This window comes from Cobetia sp. Ld8 (assembly GCF_045066615.1).
Lineage (GTDB): Bacteria > Pseudomonadota > Gammaproteobacteria > Pseudomonadales > Halomonadaceae > Cobetia > Cobetia amphilecti.
On the sequence record NZ_JBISHF010000006.1, the window covers coordinates 179,714 to 199,666 of the forward strand.

15 protein-coding genes are annotated in these 19,953 nt (G+C 62.6%); 13 read left to right on the forward strand and 2 right to left on the reverse strand.

Features of this window, described 5'->3' with window-relative positions; translation table 11 throughout:
- Positions 1-57 precede the first annotated feature (57 nt).
- The 5 genes from ACJJV2_RS02585 to ACJJV2_RS02605 all read left to right on the forward strand — a co-directional run bounded on the left by ACJJV2_RS02585 (position 58) and on the right by ACJJV2_RS02605 (position 7,631).
- A complete protein-coding gene (locus ACJJV2_RS02585; protein WP_405278080.1) occupies positions 58-2,232 on the forward strand; it encodes a type I secretion system permease/ATPase in 2,175 nt (724 codons plus the stop codon).
- Positions 2,225-3,607, forward strand: coding sequence for an HlyD family type I secretion periplasmic adaptor subunit (locus ACJJV2_RS02590; protein WP_405278082.1), 1,383 nt, complete (start codon positions 2,225-2,227; stop codon positions 3,605-3,607). The genes ACJJV2_RS02585 and ACJJV2_RS02590 overlap by 8 nt, the downstream gene beginning before the upstream one ends.
- Before the next feature lie 72 nt (positions 3,608-3,679).
- On the forward strand, positions 3,680-4,948 hold the full coding sequence (locus ACJJV2_RS02595; RefSeq protein WP_405278650.1) for a TolC family outer membrane protein: 1,269 nt from the start codon (positions 3,680-3,682) through the stop codon (positions 4,946-4,948).
- A 65-nt stretch (positions 4,949-5,013) separates the two neighbouring features.
- Positions 5,014-6,942, forward strand: coding sequence for an EAL domain-containing protein (locus ACJJV2_RS02600; protein ID WP_405278084.1), 1,929 nt, complete (start codon positions 5,014-5,016; stop codon positions 6,940-6,942).
- Positions 6,943-6,962: 20 nt separating this feature from the next.
- On the forward strand, positions 6,963-7,631 hold the full coding sequence (locus ACJJV2_RS02605; protein WP_405278086.1) for a transglutaminase-like cysteine peptidase: 669 nt from the start codon (positions 6,963-6,965) through the stop codon (positions 7,629-7,631).
- A gap of 175 nt (positions 7,632-7,806) precedes the next feature.
- On the opposite strand, the gene ACJJV2_RS02610 is transcribed toward ACJJV2_RS02605, so the two are convergent.
- Positions 7,807-8,220 (reverse strand): hypothetical protein, encoded by a 414-nt coding sequence (locus tag ACJJV2_RS02610; protein ID WP_166020033.1) that lies wholly within the window; start codon positions 8,218-8,220, stop codon positions 7,807-7,809.
- A gap of 350 nt (positions 8,221-8,570) precedes the next feature.
- Here ACJJV2_RS02610 and fabV point away from each other — a divergent pair, with 350 nt between their 5' ends.
- From fabV to astB, 7 genes are all read left to right on the forward strand, one after another.
- Positions 8,571-9,773, forward strand: coding sequence for an enoyl-ACP reductase FabV (gene fabV, locus ACJJV2_RS02615; RefSeq protein WP_405278089.1), 1,203 nt, complete (start codon positions 8,571-8,573; stop codon positions 9,771-9,773).
- A 224-nt stretch (positions 9,774-9,997) separates the two neighbouring features.
- On the forward strand, positions 9,998-10,999 hold the full coding sequence (locus ACJJV2_RS02620) for a GlxA family transcriptional regulator (RefSeq protein ID WP_172978721.1): 1,002 nt from the start codon (positions 9,998-10,000) through the stop codon (positions 10,997-10,999).
- A gap of 156 nt (positions 11,000-11,155) precedes the next feature.
- On the forward strand, positions 11,156-12,376 hold the full coding sequence (locus tag ACJJV2_RS02625; protein ID WP_043334420.1) for an aspartate aminotransferase family protein: 1,221 nt from the start codon (positions 11,156-11,158) through the stop codon (positions 12,374-12,376).
- Positions 12,377-12,399: 23 nt separating this feature from the next.
- Positions 12,400-13,461, forward strand: coding sequence for an arginine N-succinyltransferase (locus tag ACJJV2_RS02630; RefSeq protein WP_215824627.1), 1,062 nt, complete (start codon positions 12,400-12,402; stop codon positions 13,459-13,461).
- Positions 13,461-14,492 carry an arginine N-succinyltransferase gene (astA, locus tag ACJJV2_RS02635; RefSeq protein WP_405278092.1) on the forward strand — a complete coding sequence of 344 codons (1,032 nt, stop codon included), beginning with the start codon at positions 13,461-13,463 and terminating at the stop codon, positions 14,490-14,492. The genes ACJJV2_RS02630 and astA overlap by 1 nt, the downstream gene beginning before the upstream one ends.
- Positions 14,493-14,642: 150 nt before the next feature.
- Positions 14,643-16,142, forward strand: a complete 1,500-nt coding sequence (astD, locus tag ACJJV2_RS02640; RefSeq protein WP_405278094.1) for a succinylglutamate-semialdehyde dehydrogenase — start codon at positions 14,643-14,645, stop codon at positions 16,140-16,142.
- A 100-nt stretch (positions 16,143-16,242) separates the two neighbouring features.
- Positions 16,243-17,589 (forward strand): N-succinylarginine dihydrolase, encoded by a 1,347-nt coding sequence (gene astB, locus ACJJV2_RS02645; RefSeq protein ID WP_405278096.1) that lies wholly within the window; start codon positions 16,243-16,245, stop codon positions 17,587-17,589.
- A 132-nt stretch (positions 17,590-17,721) separates the two neighbouring features.
- On the opposite strand, the gene ACJJV2_RS02650 is transcribed toward astB, so the two are convergent.
- Positions 17,722-18,912, reverse strand: a complete 1,191-nt coding sequence (locus ACJJV2_RS02650) for an MFS transporter (RefSeq protein ID WP_225347251.1) — start codon at positions 18,910-18,912, stop codon at positions 17,722-17,724.
- A gap of 229 nt (positions 18,913-19,141) precedes the next feature.
- Between ACJJV2_RS02650 and ACJJV2_RS02655 the strand changes: the two genes are divergently transcribed.
- Positions 19,142-19,846, forward strand: a complete 705-nt coding sequence (locus ACJJV2_RS02655) for a glutamine amidotransferase-related protein (protein WP_405278099.1) — start codon at positions 19,142-19,144, stop codon at positions 19,844-19,846.
- Positions 19,847-19,953 lie beyond the last annotated feature (107 nt).

Genomic DNA, 19,953 nt, shown 5'->3' on the forward strand with positions numbered 1-19,953 from the left:
GCTGTATTAGACTTTGCCGTAGAGACATCTGCGAAGTGCCCTACTAAGGAGGACAGGTTGAGCGATCAACCCACGCCACTAAGACCGGAGCCTGTTGGTGAGAGGGAGGGTGACCCCCTTCTCAATGCGCTGGTCTTCATGGCGCGTTACCACGGCAACCCCAGATCTGCAGCAGTGCTGGTCGATGGTCTTCCCATGGAGGAGGGCCGCCTTCCGTTGTCGCTTGTCAGCCGCGCCGCAGAGCGTGCCAATTTGAGCGCCAAACTGGTCAACCAGCAGGTCACGGCCATCAGCGACATGCTGATGCCGTGCATTCTCATACTCAAGGAAGAGCGTGCTGTCGTATTGCTGGAGGTCGACAGCGACGCAGGCAAGGCCAGGATTCATCAGCCTGAAGCTGATGGTGATGAGCTGGTGGACATCGAGTCACTGGTTGAGCGCCATGATGGACGTGTCGTCTATCTCAAGCAGGAGCACCGCTTTGATGAACGTGCACCGGAAACACTCAAGCAAAGTGATGGTCATTGGTTCTGGTCAACACTGAAGTTATCGACGCCGATCTATCGCGACGTCATCCTGGCCTCGATATTGATCAATCTGTTTGCTGTGGCATCACCGCTGTTCGTGATGAATGCGTATGACAAGGTCGTGCCCAATCTGGCCTTCAATACGCTTTGGGTCATGGCGACGGGGATGGCAATCATCATGGTGTTCGACTTCGTGATGCGCCAGACGCGCGCCTACTTCATGGACACGGCGGGCAAGAAGTCCGAGGTGTTGCTGACCTCGAAGCTCTTCTCCAAGACCATGAACCTGCGGATGGAAGCGCGCCCCGGCTCCGTCGGTGGCTATGTGAAGCACCTGCAGGAGTTCGATTCGATCCGCGAGTTCTTTACCTCCGCGACCCTGACCACTCTGGTCGACCTGCCGTTTGCCCTGCTGTTCCTGCTGGTGATCTGGATCGTGGCGGGGCCATTGGTTCTGGTGCCATTCGCTGCGCTCGTGATCCTGCTTGTCTACAGTCTGGCGATCCAGAAACCGCTGCGCAGCAGTATCGAGCAGGGGTCGCGCCTGGCGACGGAACGCAATGCGCGCCTCGTCGAAGCCGTCTCCGGGCTCGAAAGCCTCAAGCTGGCCAATGCTCAGGGCGAAACCCAGCGTCGGTATGAACGCGCCGTCGGGCAGATCGCGCATTGGGGGGTGAAAAGCCGCAACCTGACGACCTCTGTCAGCTCGCTGAGCATGTCGCTGACACAAGCCACCACGGTGGCGCTGGTCGTGTTCGGGGTCTATCTGATTGCGGATGCACGCCTGTCTGTCGGTGGCCTGATCGCGGCCGTGATGCTGTCTGGGCGGGCGTTGCAGCCGCTGGGACAATTGGCGTTGCTGATCACGCGTATCGGCCAGACTCGTAGTGCCATGAGTGCACTGGAACAGATCATGGCATTGCCTGAAGAGGCCGAAGATCGCCGCTATGTGCACCGTGAAAATCTGCAGATGCGCATCGAATTCGATCGCGTCGGCTTTGCCTATGCGCCGAATACGCCGCCTGCCGTGACGGATATCTCACTGAGCATCAGTCCTGGAGAAAGAATCGCGATCATCGGACGTATCGGTGCTGGCAAGAGTACTTTGCAGCGTCTTGTGTCTGGCCTGTATCGTGCCACGGCTGGCAGCGTTCGAATCGATGGTCTGGATCTCAACCAGCTGCATCCTGCCGACGTACGGCGGCATATCGGCCATGCGGGCCAGGACAGTTCACTGTTCTTCGGCTCCATTCGCGACAACATCACCCTCGGCCAGCCACACGCCAGTGACGTACAGGTCGAACTCGCGGCTGATGCCTCCGGTGTGACCGAATTCACTCGCCATCATCCTGAAGGTCTGGATCGCCAAGTGGGTGAAGGTGGGCGCATGCTCTCCAGCGGTCAGCGTCAGACGGTCTTGCTGGCACGCGCACTCTTGATGCGTCCCCCGCTCTTGCTGCTCGATGAGCCTGGGTCGCACATGGATAACCGCGCCGAGCTGCGCCTGCGCAGAATGCTCAAGTCCCTGCCGCGCAGCCAGACGCTGGTGCTGGTCACCCACAAGAGCAGCATGCTCGACGTGGTAGACCGCGTCATCGTCATGGAAGGGGGGCGCATCGTCGCCGATGGGCCCAAGCAGCAGGTGCTGAGTGCCTTGAATGAAGGCCGAGTCGCCGGGCGCAAGCAGGAGGTGAATCGTGGCTAAGGCACCGATTGAGCAGCGTGACCTTCACCATCTCGACGATGTCAGTTCGGCCGTGTTGCTGGCGACTCCTTGGAAGTCGCGCATCCTGATCTGGATGGTGCTCGCATTCGTGGTCATCTTCGTCATCTGGGCCAGTCAGGCGAGTCTGGAGGTCGTCACGCGCGGTTCAGGCAAGGTCGTGCCCTCGACGCACCTCCAGGTCGTTCAGAACCTGGAAGGCGGGATCGTACGCGAGATCTATATCAAGGAAGGGCAGATCGTCGCGCCGGGTGAACCGCTATTGCGTATTGATGACACCAGCGCCGGCTCTGATCTGCGAGAACGTGTCTCTACCCTGGATGGCCTGCAGGCCACCATCATGCAATACGACACCGAACTTGATTCCATCGAGGTCAACGCCTCCGCGGATGCCTGGAAGGATCAGGTGGCAGTGAAGAGTGTCGAGTTGCCGTTTGATGACGACTTTAAGGCGCGCAGCCCGGCTCTGGTCTCGCGTGCGATGACGGCATATCGCACGCACCTGAACCAGCTCAACAGTGGTCTCAATGGTGCACGTGAACAGATTCTGCAGAAAGAACAGGAATTGCGAGAGTTGAGGTCGCGCATCAACAGTCTTGAACGCAGTTATCAGCTGTCACGTCGTGAGCTTGGCATGACGGCGCCTCTGGTGCGTGAAGGTGTGGTGTCTCAGGTTGACCTTCTCAAGATTCAGCGTGAGGTCAACGACCTGCGGGGTGATCTTGAATCGGCGCGCCTGGCCGTACCTGGCAAGCAATCGGAACTGGATGAGGCCATCTCGAATCGGGTCGGTGTCGCACAGGAGTTCCGTTCACGTGCCGCGGAAGAGCTCGCCAAGACCCAGGCGGATCTGGGTCGCTTGCGTGAGGGGCGCACCAGTCTTCAGGACCGACTCGATCGTACTTTGGTGACTTCCCCGGTTCAGGGCGCCATCAAAACTTTGAATATCAATACCATAGGCGGCGTCATCGAGCCTGGGGAAGACCTGATGGAAATCGTTCCCATCGAGGATCAGCTGCTGGTCCAGGCGCGAGTCGCTCCCAAGGACATCGGTTTTCTGAGAATCGGGCAGCCAGCCGTCGTCAAGTTATCCGCCTACGACTTCACCATCTACGGTGGGTTGGAAGGCAAGGTTGATCAGATCAGTGCGGATACTGTGCAGGATGAAGAAGGCAACAGCTTCTACGAGATCAAGGTGCTGACGGAGCAGAACCACCTTGGAAATGACTCGGATCCGCTCACGATCATCCCGGGCATGCAGGCCAGTGTTGATGTGATCACTGGCAATCAGACCGTACTGCAATATCTGATGAAGCCAATTCTGCGCGCCAGGCAAGGTGCCTTGCGTGAACGTTGATCAAGGATTTGATGGATTCGAGGGTAATGCATAATGAAAAAGACACTCTTGGCATTGAGCGTCGCCGCAGGGATGGGGTTTGGCGCTCAGGCGTCGGCTGCGACTCTTGAAGAGGCCGTATCCCGGGCTGTGATGGAAAATCCACGCACGCGCATTCAGATTTCACGCCACATTCAGCGGCTCGAAGAAGCGGAAACCCAGCGCGGTGCCTATCGCCCGACAGTGGATCTGACCGGACGTCTTGGGTACGGAAAGTTCGATTCAGAAGATGGTGGGGTCAATGACGATGATGACTGGCACGATTACACGCGCCTTGACCTGACCATCCGTCAACTTCTCTGGGACGGCAACACGACAATCGAGCGTATTCGTCAGGCCGAGACCGAGGCGGATTACCAGCGTCTGCAGGTCGCGGCAGAGGCCAATGATATCGCGCTGGATACGGCTGGTGCCTATCTGCAGGTCATGCGCGATGAACTGATCCTCAAGTATGCACAAGCCAATCTCGAGGCCCACCGTCGTATCTCGAATGATATCGGGCGCCGAGCGGAATCTGGCCTGGGCGCTCGCAGTGACGTACGACAGGTGGATGGCCGTCTGGCCAATGCGGAAGCCAGCGTGCTGGCATCCCAGAACAACCTGGAGGACTCTCGCTCGGCTTATCTGCGACTGGTGGGCGAGATGCCGTCTGACCTCAGCATGCCGGGCATCGATACCAGCCTGCTCAGTGAAGACGTCGAGAGCGCCTACGTGCAGGCCAATCAGCGTAATCCGCTATTGGCGGCTGCACGAGTCTCCATTGATGCTGCACGTCATGAAGTGAATGCCGAGAAGGGCGATAACTACCCTGAATTCAGTCTCGAAGGCAATCGCACGCTGGACAATGATTATGACCAGGATGAGAGCAAGTCGGACGATTGGAGCGTCGAGCTGGTCATGCGTTACAACCTGTATCGTGGTGGTCGTGATCAATCTGAAATCCGTGGGCGCCAGGCAGCACTTGAAGCGGTCGAGCATGATAATGATCGTGTGATGCGCGATGTGCGTGACGAGATTCGTCTGGCCTGGAATGCGCGCGAGAATCTCAAGCGCCAGATCGATTACCTGGAAAGTTATGTACGCGCCGCGACCGATACCCGTGCCAGTTATCGCAAGCAATTCGATATCGGCCGCCGGACATTGCTGGATCTTCTGGATAGCGAGAGTGAGTTGTTCACTTCTCAGCAGAACCTGATACGCGCTCGGTTTGATCTGGAAACCGCCAACTATCGCTTATTGTCGGCGACAGGCGCTCTGCTGGATTCCATGAGTGTTGCCGTCCCCGTCCAACAACAGGGCTAAGCCACCCACGGAGCTTCCTCTTCGGGAAGTTCCGTTGCCATGCTGATGGTTGATGAGGAAATCAGATGAGTCTTTCGCGCCGCCTGTTTGCCTTGATGTTGCTGGTATTGTTGGGTTTTTCCTTCGGTATCTTCTTCATTCAGGTCAACAACACCCGTGATGCATTGGCCGAACGACAACGCGTCGAGCTCTCGAATCTCGCCCAGAGCTTGAGTCTCGCGCTGGTGCCACATGTAGAGCTTGGCGATGCCGCCAGTGCCGAAGCCCTGATCCGAGCCACGGTAGATGGTGGCCATGTGCGTGATATCAGGTTGGAGAGCGTGGCCATCCCCGCGCCCATCGATTTCAATGTCGTGCGCGAGAGTCTGGCACCAGAGTGGTTTCGTGACCTGATCCCCATGCCGGCGGAGTCAGCGAGTCGCGAACTGCCCGGAGGCTGGGCATCGCTGGGGACGATCAGCCTGACCGGTGAATCTGCACAAGGTTATGACCAGCTCTGGCAGCTGGCCAAGCGTCTGGCGCTGTGGCTGTTGCTGGGCGGCATGCTCACGCTGTTGATTGCCTCATTGGTCATGCGCCGTCTGCTACGCCCGCTGGAGCGCCTCTCATCTCGTCTCAATGAGATGGAGACGCAGCGCTTTGATGCGCCATTGGAAGAGACCAGCGTGGCGGAACTCAAGGGCATTACCTCGGCGGTCAATCGTCTGGGGCAGCGCCTGCAGACCCAGTTCGAGGCTCAGGCGGCGCAATTGGCGCGCCTGCAGCGCCAGGCTGAACAGGACACGGTGTCGGGGCTTGGCAATCGCGGTTATTTGAATCGGGCCGTAGATGAATGGTTGAGTGAGCCATTGGGCGGCAGCTTTGCGCTCCTGCGCGCTTCGCACATCGAGGTAGTCTATCGGGAGCAGGGTTACAAGGGGCGTGATGACCTGGTGAAGGCCATTGCGCGCAAGCTGGAAGAGCGCGAACTGGCAGGCGAGCAGATCATCGCTGCACGTCTGGCCAATAGCGATTTTGGCCTGCTGCTACCGGAAGTCGATGAGCCTCGGCTTCAGGAGTTTCTCAGGCTGTTGGCGGAGGATATCGATAGTCTGCTGGACGCCAATCCGTTGGTTGCTGTTCCGCCAGAAAACTGTGCCATTGGCGCTGTACGGCGTGAGTCGGGCATGCAACGCACTCAGTTGTTCACGATTGCGGATGCGGCCCTGTTGCAGGCCATCGAGCATGGCAACAATGTCGTGCTCGCCGATGAGGGCGAGCAGGCACGACCACGCGGAGAGTGGCGCGAGGTCATCGAGCAATCACTGGATAGGACCGATGGGATTGCTTTCGTGGCGCAGCCCGTGTTGTTCAATGATGGCAGTGAGCTGCACCGGGAGCTGTTCGCACGGCTGTGTGAAGGCGATGAATTGCATCGTGCGGGTGATTTCCTGCCGGTGATTCGCCATTTCCGGATGGGGGCGCGTTTTGACCTTCATGCACTGGAGTGGTTGGCCACCCACATCGGCCAGATTCAGACTCCCCGGCTGGCGCTGAACCTGACACAGGAAACCTTTGACGACGAGGCGAGTTTCACTGGACTGGTCAGCTGGCTGGCTATCCATCCCGGGGTGTGCAAGCGCCTGGATATCGAAGTGTCAGAAAGCATCGCGATTCGACATCTGGAGCGGGTCAAGCTGTTGTTCCGTCGTGCACGCCGTCATGGTGCACGCGGCGGGATCGACCGCTTTGCACGTGAATTGAAGGAACTCAGTTATCTGGCAACGCTGCGCCCGGACTACGTCAAGATCGACCAGGCGTTCTTCAAGCGGGATGATGTGGATACCGAGCTGTTGCAGAGCCTTTGCATGACGGCCCATCAGGTGGAATCTCGGGTGATCGTCACTCGGGTCGAATCTGAGCAGGATCAGGCGCGTGCCATGTCCGTTGGTGCCGATGGCTACCAAGGCTATGTGGCTCCAGCCGTTGACGTCATGGCGAGGATGCCCGGATAGACAGCCGAGGGCTGATTGCCATGTTGCAGAGACGCTGCCTTACCTGGCTGATTGCCTGGGCATTGATGCTGCTCACGGTGAGTTCCGTACTGGCCCGTGACACTGAAGCAGAACGTATCATCGAGGTCTACGGCCTCCAGGGTTGGGTGAGAGTCCAGCAATGGGAGCAGTTGCTCGTGGATCTCGAAGGGCAATCGACGCGACGTCAGCTCATGGAAGTCAACGACTTCTTCAACCGGATGCATTTCTCCGATGATGTGCGCGTCTGGGGGGAGGAGGATTATTGGGCCACACCGCTTGAGTTTCTGGGGGCCGGAGCTGGTGACTGTGATGATTTCGCCATGGCCAAGTACCTGACCCTGCGCGAGCTTGGCGTACCGGAAGACCGCCTGCGCCTGCATTACGTCAAGGCGCTCAGCCTCAACCAGTTCCACATGGTCGTGACCTATCAGGGCGCCAATACGCGCAATCCTGATGTACTGGACAACCTGAACAGTTCCATCCTGCCGGCCAGTGAGCGCACGGACCTGCTGCCTATCTACAGTTTCAATGGCAGTGCGCTGTGGATGAGCAAACGTCTGGAAGGGGGCCAGCGCATCAGCGACAGCCGAGGCCTTTCAAGTCTGTCTGATTGGCAGAAGCGCCGCGCACAAGGGGTGCTGAGAGTGCCGCGCCACAAACGGCCATGAGCCTGGCGGCGTAAGCCCCCTCGAGGAATGGCGGTTGAGCACTACTAGGCACTACCTAAGCGCTACTAGGCACTACAAGACACCCCGTGACCTTCCGGTCGCGGGGTGTCTTGCCATTCGGGCGTTGCAGGCCAAAGTCCTTGCGAGCTGCCCCATGCAGGTTGCGGGGCGCGCGCTAACGGGGCGTATTGCCGCGCAGGTGCAGGATCTCGAGCAGATTGCCGTAGCGATGGCGACTCGGCATCGTGGCCAGCCCCGAAAACAGCAGCCAGAACATGCGCCGGCCACGTGTCAGACGATGCGTATGCTGCAGCAGCCGTGACAGCAGCTGGCTGTCATCGAAGCCCTTGAAGTTGGGCGTCATGCTGACCTGTTCTCGCACCAGTACCGGGGCCATCTCCAGCCGATAGAGTTTTTCCAGTTCCTGGAAGCTAAGCCCCTGGGCTTCGACGACTTCTGCCATGTGCTGATACTCGGCTTCACGTGGGTCGCGCTCCAGCCACAGTGGAGACAGCGCCAGCCAGATGTCCTGTCGGCGCTCGAGCAGGGCGGCCACATCGGGGGCGAGGTGAGCGTTCTGATCGTTCATGAAAACATCCTGGGCAGAGCCTGTCGGACAGTGCGGCTGGCAACCAGCGGCGAATGCAGGACGGCAGTGGAATGGCAGTGTGCGAAAAGGCCTACATGATACGGCAGCCGCCGCGGCTGGCTCCAGTGATATGCAGGCAGATGGCGGATCATGACGGCAGGGCGGACAGCGTCGCCGACAGCCGCTAGAATAGCGCCCATGAGCTGGCACTGAGCCTGCTTTACGGGATTTGAACGCCCTATTTCACGATACGCTTCACCACCCAAGGACGGCCATTGTCTGCTGTCAGGGTGAAGCGAGTATCGCATCGGCGGGTACACGCCGGGCCAACAGCAAACGAGGTTCTTTACGTGATCATCAAACCCAAGGTTCGTGGCTTCATCTGCACCACCACACATCCCAAGGGCTGCGAGCAGAATGTCGCCGAGCAGATCGCCATCACCCGCAAGACAGTCGGTGACAAGCGTGACGGTGGTCCGAAGAAGGTGCTGGTGATCGGTTCTTCCAGCGGCTATGGCCTCGCGGCACGCATCACGGCAGCCTTCGGCTATGGCGCCGATACCCTGGGCGTGTTCTTCGAGAAGCCGGGCACCGAGAAGAAGGCCGGCACCGCAGGCTGGTACAACTCTGCCGCCTTCGACAAGTTCGCCAAGCAGGAAGGCCTCTACAGCCAGGCCATCAACGGCGATGCCTTCTCCCACGAGACACGCGCCAAGGCCATCGAGCTGATCAAGGCCAACATGGGCGAAGTCGACCTCGTCGTCTACTCGCTGGCCTCTCCGGTGCGCAAGCTGCCGGACAGCGGTGAAGTGAAGCGCTCCGTGCTCAAGCCGATCGGCGAGACCTATCGCGCGACTGCCATCGACACCAACAAGGACACCATCATCGAAGCGGAGGTCGAGCCGGCCACCGAGCAGGAAATCGAAGATACCGTCACCGTGATGGGTGGTCAGGATTGGGAGCTGTGGATGCAGGCGCTGGACGACGCCGGCGTGCTGGCTGAGGGCGCCCGCTCCGTCGCCTTCAGCTACATCGGCACCGAGATCACCTGGCCGATCTACTGGCACGGTGCGTTGGGTCGCGCCAAGGAAGATCTGGACCGCGCCGCCGGCAGCATCCACGACAAGCTGTCCGCCAAGGGCGGTCGTGCCCACGTGGCCGTGCTCAAGTCCGTGGTCACCCAGGCCAGCGCCGCGATCCCGGTCATGCCGCTCTACATCTCCATGGTCTACAAGATCATGAAGGAGAAGGGCCTGCACGAAGGCACCATCGAGCAGCTCAACCGCTTCTACGCCGAGCGCTTCTATGGCGAAGGCGAGATCGCCACCGACGAGTCCGGCCGTCTGCGTCTCGACGACTGGGAGCTGAAGGACGACGTCCAGCAGGCCTGTCAGGAACTGTGGCCGCAGGTCACCAGCGACAACCTGTTCGACATCACTGATTACGCCAGCTACAAGCAGGAATTCTTGAAGCTGTTCGGCTTCACCCGTGACGACGTCGACTACGATGCCGATGTCGCCACCGATGTCGAGTTCGATGTCGTTCAGATGTAAGAGCGCCTCAATATAAGCGCGCCTCGGCATAAGCGCAGAGGTCTTGGCAGCTCGCTGAGCGCTGCCCGCTGAGCGCAGAGCACTGATGACGCCATCCTTCGGGGTGGCGTCGTCGCGTATGGCGACCTCATCTCGAGCGTCATGCCAGTGAGGGCCAGGCACAAGTGCCAGAGGCATGGCACAATATGGCGCCACCCTCACGCGACGGACCTCGACTCACACTCATGCCCGTGGATTCACTGGTTTCCCCCCAGGCCCAGCAGCGCCAGATAGGCTTCGTGCTGCTGCCCGGCTTCTCGTTGTTGTCCCAGGCCTGTGCGCTGGAGCCCCTGCAGGTGGCCAACCAGCTCGCGGGGCAGACACTCTATCGGGCCGTCACCTTCGCGCTTGACGGGCGCGGCGTGGCGTCCGCGGCGGGCTTGAGTCTCTCGCCGGACAGTCTGGTCGCCAGTGATTCGCGCCATCTGGATGCCCTGTTCGTGTGCGGTGCTCAGCCGGCGGGCGAGGCGAGCCTGCAGGAGGTGGCCTCGAATCCCGCGCTGCTGGCCTGGCTCAAGCGTCTGGCCGAGCGTGGCGTGATGCTGGGCGGCATCTCCACCGGCACCCGTGAGCTGGCTCGCGCCGGGTTGCTCGATGGCTATCGTGCGACGATCCACTGGCAGCGCGCCGAATCCTTCCGCCGCGACTTCCCGCAGGTCAACGTCTCCCATCAGCTCTATGAGCTGGACCGTGATCGTGTCACCTGCGGCGGTGGCACCGCGGCGATGGACATGATGATGACGCTGATCGCCCAGCAGCATGGCCGCGCGCTGGCCGAGAAGGTCTCCGAGCACTTCGTCTGCGAGCGCATCCGGCTGGCGGACGAGCCGCAGCACGTGCCGCTCAAGAACCGTTTCGCCCATGCGCCCCAGCCGCTGGTGGAGGCCGTGACGCTGATGGAGGCCAATATCGAGGAGCCGCTTTCTACCCACGAGATCGGCGAGCACCTCGGCATCTCGCGGCGTCAGCTGGAGCGGCTGTTCAAGAAGCATCTGCAGGCGGTGCCCAGCCGCTACTATCTGGATCTGCGCCTGGCGCGCTCGCGTCAGCTGCTGCGCGAGAGCGATCAGCCGATCGGCGAGATCGCGCTGGCCACCGGCTTTTCCAGTGCCGCTCACTTCTCCACGGCGTTTCGCAACCATTTCGGGCGTAGCCCCCGCGACGAACGTCTCATGCTGCAGGCCTGACACCTTCCCTGGATGACAAAAGTCGCCTCCTGACATAAGTCGTCGTCCTTTCGCTGAAAGTCTTTGTCATCTCGCCTCCCTATACTCGAGTGTCATGACCCGTGGCTTGCCGATCATCGGCCGGCCACGCCAAGACCCCGCGATGAGGAAGAGACGATGACCCAGCTGACCCGTGCCGATTTCGACCATGCCATGGTGCCCAACTACGCACCCCAGGCTGCCATTCCGGTACGCGGCGAGGGCAGCCGTCTGTGGGATCAGGAAGGTCGCGAGTACATCGACTTCGCCGGTGGCATCGCCGTCACCTCGCTGGGCCACTGCCACCCGGCGCTGGTCAAGGCGCTCAAGGACCAGGCCGACAAGGTCTGGCACCTGTCAAACGTCTACACCAACGAGCCGGCACTGGCGCTGGCCAAGGCGCTGACCGAGCGCACCTTCGCCGACAAGGTCTACTTCTGCTCCTCCGGTGGTGAGGCCAACGAGGCCGCCCTCAAGCTGGCGCGTCGTTTCGCCCACGACACCCATGGCGAGAAGAAGGACAAGATCATCTCCTTCCGTCAGTCCTTCCATGGCCGCACCTTCTTCACCGTCAGCGTCGGTGGCCAGCCCAAGTATTCCCAGGGCTTCGGGCCGATTCCGGGCGGTATCCAGCACGCCGAATTCAACAATCTCGACTCCGTGCGCGAGCTGATGGGCGATGACACCTGCGCGATCATCGTCGAGCCGCTGCAGGGCGAGGGCGGCATCATCCCCGGCGAGCAGGCATTCCTCGAAGGACTGCGTGAGCTGTGTGACCAGCACGATGCGCTGCTGATCTTCGATGAAGTCCAGAGCGGTGCCGGGCGTACCGGCCACCTGTACGCCTACCAGCACTTCGGTGTGGTGCCGGACATCCTGACCACCGCCAAGGGCATCGGCGGCGGCTTCCCGCTGGGCGCCATGCTGACCACCGATCGCATCGCACCGGCCATGGCCATCGGCACTCACGGTTCCACCTACGGCGGCAACCCGCTGGCGTGTGCCGTGGGTCTGGCGGCGCTCGAGACCATCGATACCCCGGAAACCCTCGACGGCGTCGCGCACCGCCACCAGCTGCTGCGCAACGGCCTGGAAGGCATCGCCAAGCGTCACGGTGTCTTCAAGGAAGTGCGCGGCATGGGCCTGCTGATCGGTGCCCAGATGGCGCCGGACTACGCGGGGCGTGCCAAGGACATTCTCAACCTGGCGATGGAAGAAGGCCTGATGGTGCTGATCGCCGGTCCTGACGTGCTGCGTCTGGCGCCGTCGCTGGTGATCAGCGAAGAAGAGATCCAGAGCGGTCTCGACAAGCTCGACCGCGCCGTGGCGAACTTCGTCGCCGCCTCTGCATCTGCATGAGCAGCGCCATGAGCAGTGCCCCGATGCTGGTGGTGCGGCCTGCCGAAAGCCGCGATCTGCTCGCCCTCGAGCGGCTCGCGGCCACGGCAACGCCTCGCCTGACCAATCTGCCGGCACATCGTGACCGCCTCGAGGAGCGCATCCTGCGCTCCCAGCGCAGTCTGCGAACCGAGATCGACTTCCCGGGCGACGAGATCTACTGCTTCGTGCTGGAAGATCTCGACACCGGCGAAGTGGTCGGTACCGCCTCGCTGCGCGCCGAGGCTGGCGCGCGCGAGGCCTACTACACCTATCGTCAGGAAACGCTGATCCACGCCTCGCAGCAGCTCAACGTGCGCCACGAAGTGCAGACGCTGTCGCTGTCGCATGAGGTGTCGGATGCCACGCTGCTGTGTGCGCTGTCGCTGGATGCCCGCTACCGCGAGACGGATGCGGACAGCCTGCTGCGCCGCGCACGCCTGATGTTCATCGCCCAGTACCCGGAACGCTTCGCCACCGAACTGGCGGTGGCCTTCCCGGGCTATCTGGAAACGCGCGACGAGCGTCAGGTCAGCCCGTTCTGGGACAGCGTCGGCCAGCACTTCTTTGATCGTGATTTCAATGAAATCAATCAGATGGCAGGGGTGCGCTCCAAGAGCTTCATCGCCGAGGTCATGCCGCCGTTCCCGCTCTATCTGCCGCTGCTCACCCCCCAGGCGCGCGCCGCCATCGGGCGTGAGAATCCGCGCCATGAGTACGCCATGCAGGAGATGCTCGCCGAGGGCTTCTCGCGCTCGCGTCATGTCGACATCTTCGATGCCGGCCCCTTGCTGCTGGCAGAGTGCGAGCGTCTGCACACCTTCAAGCAGTGCGGTTGGCATCCGGTGCGTATCCGCCCGCAGGAAAGCCTGCCGGATGCGGTACCGGCGATGGTGGCCAACCAGCGTCTCGGCGATTTCCGCTGCGTGCTGGCGCGCTACGCCCTGACGCCGACCGGCCAGTTGATGCTGACGCCGCAGCAGGCCGAGGTACTGGGCGTGGAAGAGGGGCGTGCGGTGCTTGCCGTGCCGATGCCATTGCCGACGATGGATGAGGGAGAGTTGTAATGCGCATTCGTCCTATCGCTCGACACGATATCGAAGGCCTCAAGGTACTGGCGCGGGAAACCGGTGTCGGCTTCACCTCGCTGCCGGACAATCATGAGTTTCTCAGCGCCAAGATAGAGCGCACTCTGGCCGCCTTCGAGGGCCGCGAACCCAGCGATGATCGCCTGTACTTCTTCGTGCTCGAGGATGATCGCGATGGCAGCATCGCGGGCTGCTGTGCCATCGAGGCCTGCGTGGGCACCGATGCGCCGTTCTATCACTATCGCCTTGGTTCGCTGGCGCATTCCTCGGTGCAGCTCGATCTGCATCGCACCCTGGATACGCTGACGCTGTGCTCCGACCACACCGGCGATGCCGAGGTCTGCTCGCTGTTCCTGCGTGAGGGCTGGCGCAAGAACCGCAACGGCGCGCTGCTCTCCAAGGTGCGCTGGCTGTTCATGGCCCAGTTCCGCGCGGCCTTCCCCGACAAGGTGCTGGCCGAGATGCGCGGTGTCTTCACGCTCGAAGGGCGCAGCCCGTTCTGGGAGTGTCTGGGCAGCCACTTCTTCCCGATGGACTTCAATGAGGCTGACCGCCTCACCGGCATGGGCCAGAAGAGCTTCATCGGCGAGCTGATGCCCAAGTTCCCGATCTATACGCCTTTTCTCTCCGAGTCCGCGCGGGCCGCCATCGGGCAGGTGCATGAGCACACCCGTCCGGCGGTGGCGATGCTCAAGAAGGAAGGGCTGCGCTGGGAAGGCTACGTCGACATCTTCGATGGCGGCCCGACGGTCGAGGCCTATATCGATGATGTGCGTGCCGTGCGTGACAGCCAGCTGGCGAGTGTCGAGGTCATCGCGTCTGATGCCCCGGCCTGCGAGCGTCCCGCCGTGATGGCTGCCACCACCGGCATGGCCGACTTCCGTGCCAGCTGGATCAGCCACGACGTCACCCGGGACGACTCCGGCGCCTGCCATGTGCGTCTGCACCGTGATGAGGCCGAACGCCTCGGCGTCACCGGCGGCGACACGCTGCGCGTGCTGGCCGGCTGAAGCGTTCGCCACGGACATTCGCTTCTTCGCGCCATCTCGAGGCGCATACCGCCTTGCGTCCTTTTGCCATCAGCGGGGCAGATCGCCAACTGCCCCGTTACTCCTTGTTCAGCGCCGCTCGCGCGGCGCGCCCTTTCGATGAGGCATGCCATGACCACTACGAATTCGACTCCCGCCACACTCAACGTGCGTCAACAGCTCTTCATCGACGGCGCGTGGCAAGCGGGTGAGGCCGCATCCTTCATCAAGACCGACCCCGTCTCCCACGCATGTCTGTGGCAGGGCGCCGCTGCCACTGCCGAGCAGGTCGAGCAGGCCGTCGCGGCAGCGCGTCAGGCCTTCCCGGCCTGGGCGCGCCTGGGCTTCGAGGCGCGTCTGGCGGTGGTGGAGCGCTTCCGCGATCAGCTGGAGCAGCATCGCGAAGCGCTGGCGGTCAGCATCGCCAGCGAAACCGGCAAGCCGCTGTGGGAAGCGCGCACCGAGGTCGGCGCGATGATCGGCAAGATCGCGATCTCGGTGAAGGCCTATCATGAGCGCACCGGCGAGCGCGCCAGGGATGTCGCGGGCACCCAGGCAGTCCTGCGCCACCGCCCGCACGGCGTGATGGCGGTCTTCGGCCCCTACAACTTCCCGGGTCATCTGCCCAACGGCCACATGGTGCCGGCGCTGCTGGCGGGCAATGCCTGTGTGTTCAAGCCCTCCGAGCTGACCCCGGCCACCGCCGATCTCACCCTGCAGTGCTGGGAGGCCGCGGGCTTGCCGGCCGGCGTGATCAATCTGGTGCAGGGCGCGGCGGAAGTCGGCCAGGCCCTGTCCCAGTCCGAGGGCATCGATGGGCTGCTGTTCACCGGCAGTGCCAAGGTCGGCAAGCTGCTGCACCGTCAGTTCGCCGGTCAGGTCGGCAAGCTGCTGGCGCTGGAACTGGGTGGCAACAACCCGCTGGTGGTGCGCGATGTGCAGGATGAAGCCGCCGCGGTACTGGCGATCATCCAGTCGGCCTTCGCCTCGGGCGGTCAGCGCTGTACCTGTGCGCGACGCCTGATCGTGCCGCAGGGCGAGGTCGGTGATCGTCTGATCGAGACACTGGCCACGGCGCTGCGTGAGCTGCGGGTGGCGGGGCAGTTCGCGCAGGACGCCCCCTTCTATGGCGGCCTGGCAAGTGTCGCCGCGGCCGAGGGGCTGCTCAAGGCGCAGGACGATCTCGAAGCGCTGGGCGGCAACGTCATCGTGCGCATGCAGCAGGTGGAAGAGGGCACCAGTCTGCTCAGCCCGGCGCTGATCGATGTCACTGGCCTTGCGCTCGAGGACGAGGAATTCTTCGGTCCGCTGCTCAAGATCCATCGCTACGCCGATTGGGACGACGCCATCGCGCTGGCCAATGACACCCGCTACGGCCTCTCGGCCGGTCTGATCGGGGGCGATCGTGCTGACTGGGACGACTTCCTGCTGCGCATTCGCGCGGGCATCGTCAACTGGAACCGCCAGACCACCGGCGCCTCTGGCGATGCGCCCTTCGGCGGCATCGGCGACAGCGGCAACCATCGCCCCAGCGCCTATTATGCCGCCGACTATGTCAGCTATCCGGTCGCCTCGATGGAAGCCGAGGAGCTGGCGCTGCCCGCGAGCCTGCCGGCCGGTATCCGTCTGTAAGGCCGTCCGTGCGGGCACCGTTGCCGCTTACCCATTGTTGATCACGACGCCCGCCGTGCCTGTTAGCTGAGCTGGCAAGGCGTCGTGGCAGGAGACCTTCATGTCCGATACTCCGTATCAAGAGATCAATTTCGATGGCCTGGTCGGCCCGACCCACAATTACGCCGGTCTGGCGCATGGCAACGTGGCCTCGATGCGCCACGGCGGCCTGGCCTCCAACCCGCGCGAAGCCGCGCTGCAGGGCCTCGACAAGATGAAGTCGCTGGCGGATCTGGGTTATGCACAGGGGATTCTGCTGCCGCAGCAGCGCCCGGACCTTGGCGCGTTGCGCGATCTCGGCTTCACCGGCAGCAACGCCCAGGTGTTGAAGGCGGCCAGCGAGCAGGCCCCGCAGCTTCTGCGCGCGGTGTGTTCCGCCTCCAGCATGTGGACAGCCAACGCCGCCACCGTCACGCCGTCGCGCGACAGTGGTGATGGCCGCGTGCATTTCACGCCGGCCAACCTGCAATCCAGCTTCCACCGCTACCTGGAGCCGGCGACCACCGGGCGCATCCTGGGTGCCATCTTCGCCGACGATGGCCACTTCGCGCATCACCCCGCGCTGCCCGCGACGCCGGCCTTCTCCGATGAGGGCGCCGCCAACCATACGCGGCTGTGCGATGGCCACGGCGGGCCGGGCGTGCATCTCTACGTCTATGGCCGTCAGGCCTTCGGCGGTGATGGTGTCGAACCGCGTCGCTATCCGGCGCGCCAGACGCTGGAAGCCAGTCAGGCCGTCGCGCGTCAGCATGGCTTGAGCGAAGAGCAGGTGGTGTTCGCCCAGCAGCACCCGGATGCCATCGATGCCGGCGTCTTCCACAACGACGTCATCGCGGTGGGCAATGGCCCGGTGCTGTTCTATCACGAGCTCGCCTTCCGCGATGAAGAGGCGGTGCTTGATGAGATTCGCGCCAAGCTGTCCACGCCGCTGATCCCGATTCGCGTGCCATTGGAGGCCGTCAGTCTCGAGGATGCCGTGTCGTCCTATCTGTTCAATTCTCAGCTGCTCTCCAACGACGATGGCAGCATGACGCTGGTGGTGCCGGGTGAGTGCCAGGAGAACGAGGCGGTATGGAACGCGTTGCAGAACGCGATTCTGGCCGGCCCGAATCCGATCGGCGAAGTGCTGGTCAAGGACGTGAAGCAGAGCATGCGCAATGGCGGTGGCCCGGCCTGTCTGCGTCTGCGCGTGGTGCTCAGCGACGCCGAGCGCGCCGCGCTGTCCGGGCGCGTGATGATGAGCGATACGCTGCATGCCGAGCTGGGTGTCTGGGTCAAGCGTCACTACCGTGACAGCCTGACGCCGGCAGACCTCGCCGATCCGCAGCTGGCCGAGGAGACACTGTCGGCACTGGATGAGCTGACGCGGCTGCTGAAGGTCGGCAATGTCTACGCCTTCCAGCGCTGATCGCCCTTACTGAAGTCCACAACGACACAGCCCCCATCGGTCTCGCCGGTGGGGGCTGTGTCGTTGTGGATATCTGATCCGAGATGTGTGATTTGAGATGTGAGGTCTGAGAGGCGGATGCCGTGGCGTCACTCAGGCCAGTTGTGGCTGGATCACGCGCGTGGGCTCGCGACGCACCGGCCAATGCACGATGGCGGCCAGCAGACCGAAGATGCCGCTGGAGATCCACAGCAGGTCGTAGCTGCCGGTCAGCTGATAAACCACACCACCGCCCCAGGCTCCCAGGAAGGCACCGACCTGATGAGCGGCCAGAACCATGCCGAACACGAAGGCCTGACGCTTCTGGCCGAAGTAGAGCGCGACGGCCTGGCTGGTCAGCGGCACTGTCGACAGCCACAGAATGCCCATGATCGCGCCGAAGGCGTAGAGCAGCATGCTGCTGGGCGGGATGACCACCATCGCCATCACCAGCGCGGCGCGGCACAGATAGATCAGCATCAACAGCTGCGGCGGGTGACGGCGGCCGCCCCAGGCACCGAACAGGATGGTGCCGGCGATATTGAGCGCGCCGATGATCGCCAGCGTGTTGCCGGCCACGTTCAGGGGCAGGCCGCAGGCGACCACGAAATTGGGCAGGTGAGTGGCGATGAAGGCGACGTGCACACCGCAGACGAAGAAGCCGCCGGCGAGCGCCAGAAAGCGCCGGTCCTGCAGCAGCGGGCCCTGGCTCGGGATATCCTCCGCCGGTGCCTCACTGCCAGCCGGCGGGCGACGCAGCAAGGGCAGGGCCATGGGAATCAACAGCAGACAGCTGGCGCCGAGAGCCAGCATGGCGATCTTCCAGTCGATCAGCACCAGCATCGGGGTCGCGACCGAGTAGATCAGCTGCCCGAAGGAGCCGCCGGCCGAGGCGATGCCCAGCCCGATGCCACGATGCTGGAGGGGAACCACGCGCGTGACGGCAGCCAGCACCAGCGGGAAGGTGGTCGCGCCGATGCCGATACCGGCCAGCACGCCGGCGCCCAGCATCCACACCGTCGGGGTCGGCCAGAGGGCGGTGACGCCCATGCCGACCGCATAGCACAGGCTACCGACGAGGAAGACGCTGAGCGTGCCGAAGCGGTCCGACAGCTTGCTGGCGATGGGCGCGGCCAGTCCGAAGACCAGATTCTGGATGGCGAGCGCGAATGACAGACTCCCCATGCCCCAGGTGAGTTCGCTGGCCATCGGTGGCAGCATGAAGCCCATGGCCTGTCGCGCGCCGGTATTGATGGCGAGAATCAGCGCTGCCAACGCGATCGCTGCCTTCCAGTTCAGTTGCATGTCTGGCCCACCCCTGTCGTTATCATTGTGCTGCGGACTCCACTGCCTGTGGGCGGAAGATCACCTTGAGACCTTGGTCTCTATATTCCACTTTATTCTCATGGATGGGCGCATCCCGAATACGTCAACGACGGTAGCAGAAGCGACAGCGCAGTCGTTGCTTGTCACGTATGGTCGTGCCGCGGTCGTAGCGCGGACGTCGCCGACCCCGCCACCTCAGGAGGTAGTGATGCATATCGGTCTGCTGCAATGCGATGACGTCAATCCGGCCCTCATCGAGCGACACGGCAACTATCCCGCCATGTTCCAGGCCCTGCTCTCGCGCAGTGACCCGGATATCCGGCTCAGCGTCTGGCGCTGCCTGGATGGCGAGTTTCCCGAGCAGCTGGATGCCTGCGATGGCTGGCTGATCACCGGGTCAAAACATGGCGTCAATGATGGGCTCGCCTGGATCACGACACTGTGTGAGTTCGTCCGGCGCGTGCATGCGGCAAAGCTGCCGCTGGTCGGTGTCTGCTTCGGCCATCAGGTGATCGCCAGGGCCTTGGGGGGCGAGGTGGAGAAACATGCGCGCGGCTGGGGTGTCGGCCTGTCGTTCAATCGTGTCCGTGCGCAACGCCCCTGGATGCAACCGCCGCAAGCAGGGCTGGATCTCATCGTCAGTCATCAGGATCAGGTCAGTGTCCTGCCTGCCGATGCCCGGGTGCTGGCGGACAGCGCCTTCTGCGCCTTCTATCTGATCGAGGTGGGCAGCTGCCTCGGCGTGCAGGGGCATCCGGAGTTCAGCCCCGTCTATTCACGTGACCTGATGAGGTTGCGTCACGAACAGATCGGCGAACATCGCGTGCGCGAGGGCGAAGCCTCCCTGAGTGTCACGCCAGACAGCGCCGTGATGACGCAATGGATGCTGGCCTTCATTCGCCACTGGCGTTGAGGCCTGACGAGCGCAGGGCGCTTTTTTCACGCCCCGTCAGCAACGGGCAGCAGCCATCAGGCGTCGGCAGGGACTGTCATCTATCAGGCGCCGCCAGGCATCGGTGA